This window comes from Mycobacterium scrofulaceum, from assembly GCF_002086735.1.
Lineage (GTDB): Bacteria > Actinomycetota > Actinomycetes > Mycobacteriales > Mycobacteriaceae > Mycobacterium > Mycobacterium scrofulaceum.
Genome location: NZ_MVIJ01000026.1, coordinates 68611 through 81436, shown reverse-complemented (window position 1 = coordinate 81436; position 12826 = coordinate 68611). Strand labels below are relative to the sequence as shown.

10 protein-coding genes are annotated in these 12826 nt (G+C 68.7%); 6 read left to right on the top strand and 4 right to left on the bottom strand.

The features are described 5' to 3' along the window. A partial coding sequence (locus BST44_RS17505; RefSeq protein ID WP_500684508.1) for an MFS transporter occupies positions 1 to 696 on the top strand: 696 nt, incomplete at its 5' end. Positions 697 to 703: 7 nt separating this feature from the next. Here BST44_RS17505 and BST44_RS17500 read toward each other — a convergent pair. Further along, the gene (locus BST44_RS17500; RefSeq protein WP_439330734.1) at positions 704 to 1954 is read right to left on the bottom strand and encodes a DNA polymerase domain-containing protein; all 1251 of its coding nucleotides are present in this window, start codon (positions 1952 to 1954) and stop codon (positions 704 to 706) included. Positions 1955 to 2012: 58 nt separating this feature from the next. On the opposite strand from BST44_RS17500, the gene fadD2 reads away from it, so the two are divergent. Next, a complete protein-coding gene (fadD2, locus tag BST44_RS17495) occupies positions 2013 to 3692 on the top strand; it encodes a long-chain-fatty-acid--CoA ligase FadD2 (protein ID WP_083178366.1) in 1680 nt (559 codons plus the stop codon). An 18-nt stretch (positions 3693 to 3710) separates the two neighbouring features. Here the strand turns inward: fadD2 and BST44_RS17490 are convergent, their stop codons facing one another. The 3 genes from BST44_RS17490 to BST44_RS17475 form a co-directional block, all read right to left on the bottom strand. Continuing rightward, positions 3711 to 4076, bottom strand: a complete 366-nt coding sequence (locus BST44_RS17490; RefSeq protein ID WP_083178365.1) for an ATPase — start codon at positions 4074 to 4076, stop codon at positions 3711 to 3713. Positions 4077 to 5072: 996 nt separating this feature from the next. Then, positions 5073 to 7274 carry an acyl-CoA dehydrogenase family protein gene (locus BST44_RS17480; protein ID WP_083178363.1) on the bottom strand — a complete coding sequence of 734 codons (2202 nt, stop codon included), beginning with the start codon at positions 7272 to 7274 and terminating at the stop codon, positions 5073 to 5075. A gap of 94 nt (positions 7275 to 7368) precedes the next feature. Beyond that, complete coding sequence (locus tag BST44_RS17475; RefSeq protein WP_083178362.1) at positions 7369 to 8502, bottom strand: alpha/beta fold hydrolase domain-containing protein; 1134 nt, start codon at positions 8500 to 8502, stop codon at positions 7369 to 7371. Positions 8503 to 8614: 112 nt separating this feature from the next. Between BST44_RS17475 and BST44_RS17470 the strand changes: the two genes are divergently transcribed. From BST44_RS17470 to BST44_RS17455, 4 genes are all read left to right on the top strand, one after another. After that, the gene (locus BST44_RS17470; protein ID WP_083178361.1) at positions 8615 to 9199 is read left to right on the top strand and encodes a VOC family protein; all 585 of its coding nucleotides are present in this window, start codon (positions 8615 to 8617) and stop codon (positions 9197 to 9199) included. Further along, positions 9196 to 9744 (top strand): hypothetical protein, encoded by a 549-nt coding sequence (locus BST44_RS17465; protein ID WP_083178360.1) that lies wholly within the window; start codon positions 9196 to 9198, stop codon positions 9742 to 9744. The genes BST44_RS17470 and BST44_RS17465 overlap by 4 nt, the downstream gene beginning before the upstream one ends. Positions 9745 to 10050: 306 nt before the next feature. Next, entirely contained in the window at positions 10051 to 11472 is a 1422-nt protein-coding gene (locus BST44_RS17460; RefSeq protein WP_083178359.1) for a condensation domain-containing protein, read from the top strand. Positions 11473 to 11474: 2 nt separating this feature from the next. Continuing rightward, positions 11475 to 12818 (top strand): hypothetical protein, encoded by a 1344-nt coding sequence (locus BST44_RS17455; RefSeq protein WP_083178358.1) that lies wholly within the window; start codon positions 11475 to 11477, stop codon positions 12816 to 12818. Positions 12819 to 12826 lie beyond the last annotated feature (8 nt).

Sequence of the window (12826 nt, the reverse complement as noted above, 5' to 3'; positions counted from 1 at the left end):
TACCGGGCCACTGCGATGGCTCGGCGACGGTGGTCTCTCACCTCCGTTCGGTTGAACAGCGCCTCACGGCGCTCGATGTCGCTGCTCTACATCGGCACGTTCGGGTCGTTCATCGGCTACTCGGCGGCCTTCCCGACCCTGCTCAAGACGGTCTTCGGGCGCGGCGATATCGCCTTGACCTGGGCTTTTCTCGGGGCGGGCATCGGCTCGGTCATCCGCCCCCTGGGCGGCAAGCTGGCCGACCGGATCGGCGGGGCCCGGATCACGGCCGCGAGCTTCGTCATGCTCGCCGCGGGCGCCTCCGCGGCGCTCTGGTCGGTCAACGCCAAGAACCTGCCGGTGTTCTTCGCCAGCTTCATGTTCCTGTTCGTCGCCACCGGCATCGGCAACGGCTCGACCTACCGGATGATCTCGCGGATCTTCGTGCTCAAGGGGGAGCGCGCCGGCGGCGACCCGGACACCATGGTGCAGATGCGCCGGCAGGCCGCGGGCGCGCTCGGCGTGATCTCGTCGGTCGGTGCGTTCGGCGGGTTCGTCGTGCCGCTGGCCTACGCATGGTCGAGGTCGCACTTCGGCAGCATCGAGCCGGCGTTGCGGTTTTACGTGGGCTTCTTCCTGGCCCTGCTGGTGGTCACCTGGTACTGCTACCTGCGCAAGACGAGCGCCTCCGGCGCGCCGGCGCGGGTCGGCGTGTAGGCGCGCCTCAGCCCGGCGGCTTCTGCCTGCCGCCGTAGCTCTCCCAGGGGCTGTAGTCGGCGATCAGCTCCTCCTGCGGCGGCCGCTCGTCGGCCGGCACGTGCTGCAGGTTGACCCGGATCCGGTACCAGATCGAGCTCGGCCCGCGCATGCCGTCGACCAGGATGTCGGCCGGCCGCAGCCGGCCGGAGGCGGCCGGGTGGCGGGCGCGCCAGGTGTCCAGCGCGGCGAGCGCCTCGTCCTTGGTCTTGGTGCGGGCGACCTCGAGGAGCGGCATCACCGACCGTCGCCGGCCGCCCGCACTGCCCGCCCCCTTCGGCGCGCGCTCCGGCGGGCCCATCTCCTCGGCCAGCACCAGCAACCGGTCCAGGTCGCCGACCGCCTCATCCATGCCGGCCCACGGGTCGCCCAGTTCTGCGAACCGGCCGGGCACCGTGTCGATCGTGAACTCCTCCGGACGGCGCTCGGTGACCTCGTCCCAGCGCAGCGGCGTCGAGACCCGGGCGTCCGGCGTCGCCCGCACCGAGTACGCCGAAGCGACCGTGCGGTCCTTGGCGTTCTGGTTGAAGTCGACGAACACCCCTTCGCGCTCTTCCTTCCACCAGCGGCTGGTCGCCGCGTCGGGCACCCGGCGCTCGACCTCCCGGGCCACGGTCTGGGCGGCCAGCCGGACCTGGCGGAACTCCCAGCGCGGCGCGATCCGGGCGTAGACGTGAAAACCCCGTGACCCCGAGGTCTTCGGCCAGGCGACCAGGCCGTAGTCCTCCAGCACCTCCCGGGCCACCAGCGCCACCTCGACGATCCGTCCCCAGGAGACGCCGGGCATCGGATCCAGGTCGACGCGCAATTCGTCGGGATGATCGAGGTCGCCGGCCAGCACCGGGTGCGGGTTGAAGTCGACGCAGCCCAGGTTGACCGCCCACGCCAGGCCGGCGGCGTCGTGGATGACGGCCTCCGCGGCGGAAGTGCCTCGCGCGTAATGCAATTCGGCGACGTCCACCCAGTCGGGCCGGTTCTTCGGCGCGCGCTTCTGGAACACCGCCTCCTGCGCGATGCCCTTGACGAAGCGCTTGAGGATCATCGGCCGGCCGGCCACGCCGCGCAGCGCGCCCTCGGCCACCGAGAGGTAGTACCGGATCAGGTCGAGCTTGGTGTGCGGCCCCGCGCCGCCGTGGGCCTCGAACACCACCTTGTCCGGGTGGGTGACCGTGACGTCGCGCCCGTCCACCTCCAGCGAAACCGGGCCCATGTTCATCATCGTAAGTCGATGGGTACTTACCCCTCGGAATGCGACGGACGTCACATAGGGTGGATCCATGCCAAATCTGATCGGCCTGCCCGGGCAGGCGGTTGCCAAGGTCCAGCAGTACCTGGAACGCGGCTCAGCCGAATTGCACTACGTACGCAAGATCTTCGAGGCGGGCGCCTTCCGGCTGGAGCCGCCGCAGAACTACGCCGCGATGGCCAACGACATCTACAAGTGGGGCGAGTTCGGCATGCTGCCCTCGCTCAACGCCAGGCGCCACCCCGACCGCGCCGCGTGCCTCGACGAGGAGGGCGAATTCACCTTCGCTCAACTCGACGAGGCCGCCCACGCGGTGGCGAACGGGCTGATCGACATGGGCGTCAAGGGCGGCGACGGGGTCGCGATCCTGGCGCGCAACACCCGCTGGTTTCTGATCGCCAACTACGGCGCCGCCCGGGTCGGCGCCCGCATCATCCTGCTCAACAGCGAGTTCTCCGGCCCGCAGATCAAGGAGGTCTCGGAGCGCGAGGGCGCCAAGCTGATCATCTACGACGACGAGTACACCAAGGCCGTCAGCAAGGCCGAGCCGGAGCTGGGCTTCCTGCGCGCGCTGGGCACCAACCCCGACGCGGACGAGCCGTCCGGCAGCAAGGACGAGACGCTGGCCGACCTGATCGAGCGGAGCAGCAAAGAACCCGCCCCCAAGGCGAGCAAGCACGCGTCGATCATCATCCTGACCAGCGGCACCACCGGCACCCCCAAGGGGGCGAACCGCAGCACGCCGCCCACCCTGGCGCCGGTCGGCGGGATCCTCTCGCACGTGCCGTTCAAGGCCAACGAGGTGACGTCGCTGCCGGCCCCGATGTTCCACGCGCTGGGGTACCTGCACGGCACCATCGCGATGTTCCTGGGCTCCACCCTGGTGTTGCGGCGCAAGTTCAAGCCGCCGCTGGTGCTCGAGGACATCGAGAAGCACAAGGTGACCGCGATGGTGGTGGTGCCCGTCATGCTGTCGCGGATCCTCGACGCGGTCGAGAAGATGGACAAGAAGCCGGACCTGTCCAGCCTGAAGATCGTCTTCATCTCCGGATCGCAGCTGGGCGCCGAGCTGGCCAGCCGCGCGTTGAAGGACCTGGGCCCGGTCATCTACAACATGTACGGCTCGACGGAGATCGCGTTCGCCACCATCGCCGGGCCGCGAGATCTCGAGAAGAATGCGGCGACGGTCGGACCCGTGGTCAAGGGCGTCAAGGTCAAGATTCTCGACGACAACGGTAAGGAGAAGCCCCAGGGCGAGGTCGGCCGGATCTTTGTCGGCAACGCGTTTCCGTTCGAGGGCTACACCGGCGGCGGCCACAAGCAGATCATCGACGGCCTGATGTCGTCCGGCGACGTTGGTTACTTCGACGAACACGGCCTGCTCTACGTCAGTGGCCGCGACGACGAGATGATCGTCTCCGGCGGCGAGAACGTGTTCCCCGCCGAGGTCGAGGACCTGATCAGCGGCCACCCGGAGGTGGTCGAAGCGACGGCGATCGGCGTCGAGGACAAGGAATGGGGCCACCGGCTGCGCGCCTTCGTCGTCAAGAAGGACGGCTCCGACGTCGACGAGGACACCATCAAGGGATACGTGCGCGACCACCTGGCCCGCTACAAGGTGCCGCGCGAGGTGGTCTTCCTCGAGGAGCTGCCGCGCAACCCGACGGGCAAGATCCTCAAGCGCGAGCTGCGTGAGATGGAGGTCGACTAGCCGCGGCCCGGTCGGGGGTCAGCGCCGGTCTTTGATGGCGCGGGTGATCTGCGCCGTGAGTTTGGGATCGACCAGCAGTTGGTCGATGAGCGCGGTGAGCACCTCTTGCCCGGTCACGCGGGCGACGCCCAGGCGGTCGGCGGCCTCACGCTGCCAGATGTCGAGCGCCCGATGGGTGGCCGCGGGGAGGTCGACGGTGCGGCGTGTGCGCTGGCCCCGGCCTACCTGGCCGGCCGCCGGCTGGCTGACCACCCGGTGCGCGCCCTGCTGCCCGAGCCCGGTGAGGCGCTCGGTTGGCGCGGCGTCGCCCGCCGGCGCGGCCGACGGCCCGGGGCCCCGAAACGTTCCGCCGCCGGGTCCGATGTGGCTGGGGTTGAAGTTCACTGTGGCGATCGTCCTCCGGATGAGTGGCCAATCAGTAAATCAGCGCTCGAATGTGTCGATACTGATTCTTCCACCGACGAGGGCGTAAGTCGCGTCACCGGGCCCGCGGAAGCCGGTCGCAGCGGCGCGGCCCGGCCCACCGCCCGCCTGCGGGCCCGGCGGGTGCGCCAGCTGCGGCTTTCGATAGCAAAGAGATGTAGGTAGCTGCCCAGCGCCTGAATTATGACGGGAATTTCGCCTTCTGGCGGTGGTTGTGCGGCCCCGCATATGCGCAATTCAGTCTCTGTGCGGTCGCGGAGGTATGGAATTAAGTATGTCAGTAGATCCCTTTTGAACTGGCTCTATGAGACTTCAGTATTCGGCGATCTCCTGATTTACGAAAGTCATGACATGCGGTGAATTCTGGTAGCGACAATAAATTCAAGGGGGCTGTTACTTAATTCACAGCATGATTTAGGTGTGCGAATGTTGTTTGCCGGGAAATTTGTGGCTAACGTTTTGTTTGTCGGCATCAAGTCCCGTACCAAGTCCCGGAAGGAGCTCTCGCGATGAGGATCTCTTCGCTATCGTTGCGCGGTGTTGCCACGGGCGTGGTCGGTGGTTCCGCAGCGGCCGCGGCGTTGCTGTTCGGCGGCGGCCCTGCCGCCCACGCGGCCCCCGTACCGGGACCCGACACGAGCTTCACCACCGCCGGCCCGCACGGTGCGCCAGGGGGGCCCGGCATCCTTCCCGACCGTCCAGGAGGGGGTCATGGATGGGGCGGAGGCCACGGTTGGAACGGGGGGCACCGTGGCCCGGGTTGGGTTAACCGCGGATTCTGGGCCCCCGGCCACTGGAACTGGTGGTGGTGAACCAACCTCCCCGTGGTAACCGGCCAGTCTCGACGTGCCGATCCACAGAGGCCGACCGGCCCACGGGATGGGGGGGAAACCATGCCGGCCTGACCACCCCTCAGGTCGGCATGGCCCCTCTCCGGCGCCAAATCGCAAGTGAGGGTTAGGGATCGCGGGGGAGGCCGAGCAGTCGCTCGGCGATGATGTTCAGCTGCACCTCCGAGGTGCCGCCATAGATCGTGGTGGCCCGGCTGGCCAGCAGGTATTCGCCCCACTTGCCGGCGAGCTCACCCGTGTCGCCGATGGCGGCGTCGGTGCCGAATGACGAGACCGCGAACTCCGCGTACCCCTGGCCGGTGCGCATGGAGAGCAGCTTGGAGATGGCCGCCGACGGCATGGCATCCCCGCCGGCGAGCGTCAACAGCGTCGAGCGCAGGTTGAGCACCTTGGCGGCGTGGCCCTCGGCGATCAGCTGACCCGCCCGGTGTTGGGCGACCGGGTCGAACTGCCCGTCGCGAACGAACTCGACGAACTGGCCGAGCGTGGCAAGGAAGTTCGCCTCGCTGCTGCCGATCGAAACCCGTTCCGCGGTAAGGGTGTTGCGGCTGACCTCCCAACCCCGGTTCACCTCGCCGAGGACGCAGTCGTCGGGCACGAACACGTCGTCGATGTAGACGGTGTTGAACATCGCGTTCCCGGTGAGCTCGCGCAGCGGCTTCACCTCGACACCCTCGCTCTTCATGTCCAGGAGGAAGTAGGTGATGCCGTTGTGCTTCGGGGCGGACGGGTCGGTCCTGGCCAGCAGCGCGCCCCACTGGGAGAGCTGCGCCGCCGTGGTCCAGATCTTCTGGCCGGTGATGCGCCAGCCGCCGTCCGTCCGGGTCGCCTTGGTGCTCAGCCCGGCCAGGTCCGATCCGGCGCCCGGCTCGGAGAACAGCTGACACCAGATCATGTCCCCGCGGAAGGTCGGCGGCAGGAACCGCTGCTTTTGCTCCTCGGTCCCGAACGCGACGATGGACGGGATGATCCACGTCGCGATGCCCATCTGCGGGCGCTTGACGCGGCCGGTGGTGAACTCCTGCGCGATGATGATCTGCTCGACCGGGCCGGCGGCGCGGCCCCACGGTTCCGGCAGGTACGGCAGCGTCCAGCCGCCCTCGGCGATGGCGACCCTGCGCTGGTCGCGATCCATCGCCTTGAGCGCGGCCACCTCGGCGCGGATCTCGTCCCGCAGCTTTTCGGTGTCCGGGTCCAGGTCGATGTCGACCGCCCGCAGGCCGGTGCCGGTGGCGGTGTGCACCACCTTCTGCGGGTATTCCGAGCCGCGGCCGAAGGAGGCGGCCAGCATCAGCGCCCGGCGGTAGTAGACGTTCGTGTCGTGCTCCCAGGTGAAGCCGATCCCGCCGTGCACCTGGATGCAATCCTGCGCGCACCGTTGGGCGGCCGCGGGCGCCAGGGTCGCCGCGACGGCGGCGGCGAACTCGACGTCGGAACCGGTGATGTCCCAGTCATTTTCGCGCGCCTCGTCGATGGCGCGGGCGGCGTCCCACACCGCCGCGGTGGCCCGCTCGGTGTCGGCGATCATCTCCGCGCACTTGTGCTTGATGGCCTGGAACTGCCCGATCGGCCGGCCGAACTGCTCGCGGATCTTGGCGTATTGCGACGCCGTGTCGGTCGCCCAGCGGGCCACCCCGATCGCCTCGGCGGACAGTAGCGTGGTCATCAGCGCGTGCGCGGTGGCCATGCTCAGGTTGCACAGCGCGGCGTCGGCGCCGACCTCGACGGCGTTGGCCCGCACGTGGGCGACCGGGCGCAGCGGGTCGATGCTCCGCACCGGCTCGACCTCGAGCTCCTCGGCGCGCACCACCACCCACTCCTCGCCGCTGTCGATCGCGACCGGCAGCACCAGCAGGGAGGCCTGCGCCGCCGCGGGAACCGCGCGGACCTCGCCCCGGAGCACCAGCGCGTCACCCTGGCGGGTGGCGGTGAGCCCGCAGCAGTCCATGGCGTAGGCGGCGATCGCGGCGCCGGACGCCAGCTCGGAGAGCACCTTGGCCTGCGGATCGTCGGCGGCGATCAGCGCGCTCGCGATCGCCGACGGGACGAAGGGCCCGGGCACCGCGCCGTAGCCGAACTCGGCCAGCGCGACGGCCAACTCGAGGATGCCGAAGCCCTGCCCGCCGACGGACTCGGCCAGGTGCAGGCCCTGCAGGCCTTGTTCGGCGGCGGCCTGCCAGTACGGCGGCGGGTTGCCGATCGGCGTTTCCATCGCCGCGTGCAACGCCTCGGACGGCGCGACGCGCGCCACCAGGGACCGGACCGAATCGGCCAGGTCTTGATGCTCAGGAGTGATAGCGATCGGCATTGGTCGCCTTCCCATGCTTTCGGGTTTCCGTCTCGGCCAAGCACCTCCCAAACTAACAACCGGTCGGTTGGTTGACCACAGGGGTCGCGGCGGCTCAGCGAAACCGCTTGCCGATCCAGTTGGCGATGAGGTCGGCCTGCTCCCCGCGAGCGCCCGGGGTGGTGAAGTAGTGGTCGGTGTCGATCGACGCCTGGGTCTTGTCCGGACTGGCGAGCGCGGCGAAGATGCGCTGCGCGTCGGACGGGAACACCCCGGTATCGGCGTCGGCGTTGATCACCAGGGCGGGGCAGGTGATGCGGGCCAGGTGCGGGTCGGCCCTGGTCTGCGCCACCCGCAGGCTCCACATGCCCAGCCAGCTGCGCAGGGTGCAGGCCGCGGCGATGCCGTGCGCGGACCGGTTCGCCTTGGCCGGGACGCCGGCGTAGCACATGTTGGGTTGGCGCCGGGTCGGCTCGATCCCGGCGTCGACCATGCGCGGATCCGCCCAGGTGCGCATGACACTGAACGGGCGATCGGAAAACCCCGCCGCGCGAACGCGTTTGAGTTCCGTCTCGGCCCAGTCGGTGATCGCGTGGTTGCGTGCGGCCTGCGCGCGCCGGTAGCGGGCGAGGAACTCCGGCGAATACGGCGGCCCGTTGCGCCCGTTGAACAGGTCCAGGTCGGCATCGGTGGCGACGGGGTCGTTTTCGTCGACGACGGCGGCGTCCATCCAGGCCGTCAAGACGTCGGGCCGCCCGGGATGGGCGGCGGTGGCCACATAGCCGTCGGCGGCGGGCAACTCGGTCACCCCGGACGCCGGCCGCATCCCGTCCAGCGGGGTCACGTTCGGCTCCACGGCCTGCGACTGATATGCGGCCATCAACGAGCCGCCGCCCGAGTTGCCGAGCAGCACAATGGTTTCCACCCCTTGCACCTCGCGCAGCCAGCTCACCCCGACGCCGATGTCGACCAGCGCATGGTCCAACAGGAAGCTGCTCTCGAAGCCCCGGTAGCGGGTGTTCCAGCCGAGAAAGCCGACACCTCGGGTGGCCATGTAGTCGGCGAGATAGTGCTCCGAGAAGTCGATCTGGTAGTGCGTGGCGATCATCGCCACCTTGGGCTTGCGCCCCACCCCCCGGTGGTACAGCCCCTGGCAGGGGTGCCCGCCCGCACCGGCGCGCCCCGCGGTCGGTGACGGCAGCCCGACGAACTCGCGGACCACGCCCGCGGCACCGGTGTGAAGAGTCAATTTTGCGGCCCCGTTGGCGATGGACTTCTCTAAAGAAAACTCCACGCTGATGTTAGATTCAGAATCACATCTTGGCCAGGACCTCAAGCCGGGGACCGAGGGGAGCCGCGCGATGATCAAGCCGCACAACACCAACACGGAATTCGAACTCGGCGGGATCAACCACGTCGCCCTGGTCTGCTCGGACATGGCCCGCACCGTCGACTTCTACACCAACGTCCTGGGCATGCCGCTGATCAAGTCCCTCGATCTGCCCGGGGGTGCGGGCCAGCACTTCTTCTTCGACGCCGGCAACGGAGACTGCGTCGCCTTCTTCTGGTTCGCCGACGCCCCCGACCGGGTGCCGGGCATCTCCTCGCCCGGCGCCATCCCCGGCATCGGCGACATCACCAGCGCGGTGAGCACCATGAACCACCTGGCATTCCACGTCCCGGCCGAGAAGTTCGACGCCTACCGCCAGCGGCTCAAGGACAAAGGGGTGCGCGTCGGGCCCGTGCTCAACCACGACGAGAGCCCGATGCAGGTGTCCGCGTCGGTGCATCCCGGCGTGTACGTGCGGTCGTTCTACTTCCAGGACCCCGACGGCATCACCCTCGAATTCGCCTGCTGGGTAAAAGAATTCGATGCCACCGATGCTCAGGCCGTGCCCAGGACCGCGGCAGACCGCCGACCCCCGGTGGTCGCCGGTCGCCGATGACCGACGGCGTCCTGTCCGACGCGCAGATCGCGGCGCTCACCCCCGAGCAGCGGCGGCAGCTCATCTCCCGGCTGGAGCAGCCCGTGAGCGACCTGATCGACCCGGCGCTGCTGGCCCGGGTTCGGCGCATCCGGTTGAGCCTGATGGTCGGCGGCTCGATGGCGATGGTTCCCTGGCTGGGATATCTGTCGGTGACGCTGCCGGAGAACTATGTCGCGCACAACTGGCCCGTGACGTGGGTCGGCTTCGACCTTCTCCTGGTCGGATTCATGCTCGCGACGGCGACGCTCGGGTACCTCCGCCGCCAGCTGTTGGTGCCGGCCGCGTTCACCACCGGGGTGTTGCTGATCTGCGACGCCTGGTTCGACCTGACGACGGCCGGGCCCAGAGACGTCTGGCTTTCGGTCACCACCGCGCTGCTGATCGAGCTGCCGCTGGCGGCCTTCCTGATCTTCAGCGCGCAGCGGCTGATGCGGCTCACGATGATGCGGCTGTGGCTGCTCGACCCCGCCATGCCGTTGTGGCGGCTTCCCCTGTTCCCCTGAGGCCGCGGCCTTTTGGTCCGCCGGCCCCGTGCGACTGAGAAAGACTACCGGCCCCGCGGCGCTTACGCACGCGATTGCGAATCTTCCTAAAACCGACCAATCCTCGCGTTCCTGTACTACCGTCCAATAACAGCGACAGGGGGGTGAAAGCGGCGCCGTAAGTTCGGGCCAACGTACGGAATCCGCCGCAAAGATCCCCGAAGCAAAAATGAATTCATACCGCGCAGAAAAGCCATTATGAATGGCTCTTCCGCTACCCCCTTGTCGCACAACGGAACCAGCATCGCCACAGAACGGGATCAAGAAATGGTCGCACTCGGGAATATCAGCGAATGGCAACCGCCGCACGGCCCCCTTACCACCTGGATGGCCACACCCGCGTCGCACGAAGCGGCTCGCACAGCGCCGCGAAGCGATTCGGCTCCGAGTTATCAACAGACCCAACACCTCTGGACCGCCTTTCATAGTAAGGCGCTGAACCGGCAGCTACCCCGGCTGATGGTCGTGGCGTGGGACATTCCCGGCGTGTGCGACATCCCGGCGATGACCGCGGCGATCAATGCGCACGTCCGCGGTCAGGACACCTATCACAGCTGGTTCGAATTCGAGGAAGGCGTCATCGTCCGCCGGCTGATCACCGACCCCGAGGCCATCGACTTCGCCCCGGTGTCGTTCGGCCGCACGAGCCCCGACCGGGCGCGCGCCCACGTCCTGACGACGACCCCGGAGACGCTCGGATGGGGTTGTTTCACCTACGGAGTCGTCCAGGGGGCCGACCACTTCACGTTCTACGCCAGTGTCGACCACCTGCACATCGACGGCCTGTCCGCCGCACTGATCTTCCTCGACATCCACCTGACCTATCAGCGATTGACGCTGGGGGCGCACGGCGCCGATCCCGGTCCGGGCCCCGAAGTCAGGAGTTACCGCGACTACGCGGCGCGGCAGCGCGAGAACGCGGCGAGCCTGAGCCTGGCCTCCCCGGCGATCAAGGACTGGATCGCCTTCGCGCGCGAGACCGACGGCGACTGGCCGAGCTTTCCGCTCCCACTGGGCGACACGTGGGCGAGCTGCAAGGGCGATTTGTTGACGGTCGAGGTGCTCGACGCCGCGGGCACGGACGCCTTCGACGCCGCCTGCTGCGCGGCAGGTGCCCGGTTCACCGGGGGAGTGCTGGCGTGCACCGCCCTGGCGGAGCGCGTATTGACCGGCAAGGAAACCTATTTCGGGTTCACGGCGCGGGACACCCGCACGCCGGGTATCGACACCATGACGGTGGGATGGTTCGCCAGCCTGATCCCGGTCACCGTGCCGACGGCCGGCGACTCGTTCCCCGAGGCGGCCCGGGCGGCGCAGAAGTCGTTCGACGCCGCCAAAGAACTCGCCACGGTGCCCGTGGAGCGTGTCTTGGAGCTGGCCACACCGGACGAGCTGGGGATAAAGCTGCCCACCCAACTGCCGATGATGGTGTCGTTCCTCGACTTCCGCAAGATTCCCCTGGTCGGGATGTGGGCGGAGATGAATTTCGGCACCTATGGCGACAGCCTCTCCGCCGGTGGGATCAACCTGTGGATCAACCGGCACGTCGAGCGAACCACGGTGACAATCTCGTTCCCCGACAACGAGATAGCCCGCGACTCGGTGCAGCGCTACGTCGCGGCCCTGATCCGGGAGTTCGTCCGCGTCATCGACACCACCCCCGACCAGCCCGACGTGGTTGCGGCCTAGCGATGAGCAACGTGCTGGACCTGGCCGACCAGACACTCTTCCTCGGCGAGCGAGCGACCGCCGCGACCAGTGTGCTGCAATGCATCTGGGTGTACGACCACGCCATCGACCTCGACGGTCTGCGGGCCTTTCACCGCCATCTCGGCCGGGGTCGGTTGCGTCGCCGCATCGAACGCAGCCCGTTGCCGTTCGGCCGGCACCGCTGGGTGACACCCACCCGTCAGCCGGGCCTCGAGATCGCCGCGGCACCCCGGCCGCGGGGCGAGATCGACGAGTGGCTGGGCGAGCAGGCGCGCAAGCGGCCGGACGCCGAGCGCGGCCCCGGATGGCATCTGGGCATGTTGCCGTTGACCGATGGCGGGGCGGCGGTCAGCCTGGTGGTCACCCATTGCCTCACCGATGGTGTCGGGCTGTGCGAGGCGCTGGCGGACGCGGCCTGCGGCCGCGACGACGCGACCGAGTGGCCCGCCGCGGGATCGCGGCGGCGGTGGCGGGCGCTGCGCGAGGACTTGCGCCAAACAGCGCACGACGCACCGGGCATGGGCCGCGCCGTCGTTGCGGCCGCACGGATGGCGCGGGCCGGCCGCGGCGCCGCGACGCCCGGCGGAAAGCGGCCCGCGCCCCCGGCCGGACCGGACGACGCGATCTCGCTGCCCATGGCGACGATCTTCGTCGACGCCGACGAGTGGGACGCGCGCGCACAAGCTCTCGGGGGAACCAGCAACGCGCTGCTCGCGGGATTGGCGGCCCACCTCGCCCGGCGGGTGGGCCGGGTCGCCGCGGACGGCACGGTCAACGTCGGAATGCCCGTCAACGAGCGCACCCCGGGTGACACTCGCGCCAACGCGGTCATCAACGTCGACGTCACGGTCGACCCCGCACCCGTGACGGCGGACCTGCGCGAGGTTCGCGCCAGGATCAAGGAGGCACTGTCCCGCCACGAGGACGAGCCCGACGAGCGCTGGGCGTTGCTGCCGCTGATTCCGCTGATTCCCGAACGCGTCATGCGGCTACTGATCGGCATTGTCACCGGCAGCGCCACCACGGTCGTATCGTCCAACCTCGGCGCGTTGCACCCGGCCGTCAACCGCCCGGACGGGACCGACGCCGAGCACTTCGCCATGAAGACGGTGTACCCGGGGGTGACGACGGCGACGATGTACCGCACCAATGGCGCGCTGGCGTTGCTCTCGGGAAGGGTGCACGGCCGGGTGTTCGTCTCACTCCTCGCCTACGAGCTGGGCCGGCACAACTCCGATGTCGAGTTACGCCAACACATCTCGAATGCTCTGAGCGCGTTCTCGCTCACCGCCACCACCGGGTGGCGCAGCGTCTGCCAGGCGTGAGGGCGCGC

Coding starts and splice junctions, on each gene's coding strand:
- BST44_RS17500 (WP_439330734.1), bottom strand. CDS start 1,954: ATGATGAACATGGGCCCGGTTTCGCTGGAGGTGGACGGGCGCGACGTC.
- fadD2 (WP_083178366.1), top strand. CDS start 2,013: ATGCCAAATCTGATCGGCCTGCCCGGGCAGGCGGTTGCCAAGGTCCAG.
- BST44_RS17480 (WP_083178363.1), bottom strand. CDS start 7,274: ATGCCGATCGCTATCACTCCTGAGCATCAAGACCTGGCCGATTCGGTC.
- BST44_RS17470 (WP_083178361.1), top strand. CDS start 8,615: ATGATCAAGCCGCACAACACCAACACGGAATTCGAACTCGGCGGGATC.
- BST44_RS17465 (WP_083178360.1), top strand. CDS start 9,196: ATGACCGACGGCGTCCTGTCCGACGCGCAGATCGCGGCGCTCACCCCC.
- BST44_RS17460 (WP_083178359.1), top strand. CDS start 10,051: ATGGTCGCACTCGGGAATATCAGCGAATGGCAACCGCCGCACGGCCCC.
- BST44_RS17455 (WP_083178358.1), top strand. CDS start 11,475: ATGAGCAACGTGCTGGACCTGGCCGACCAGACACTCTTCCTCGGCGAG.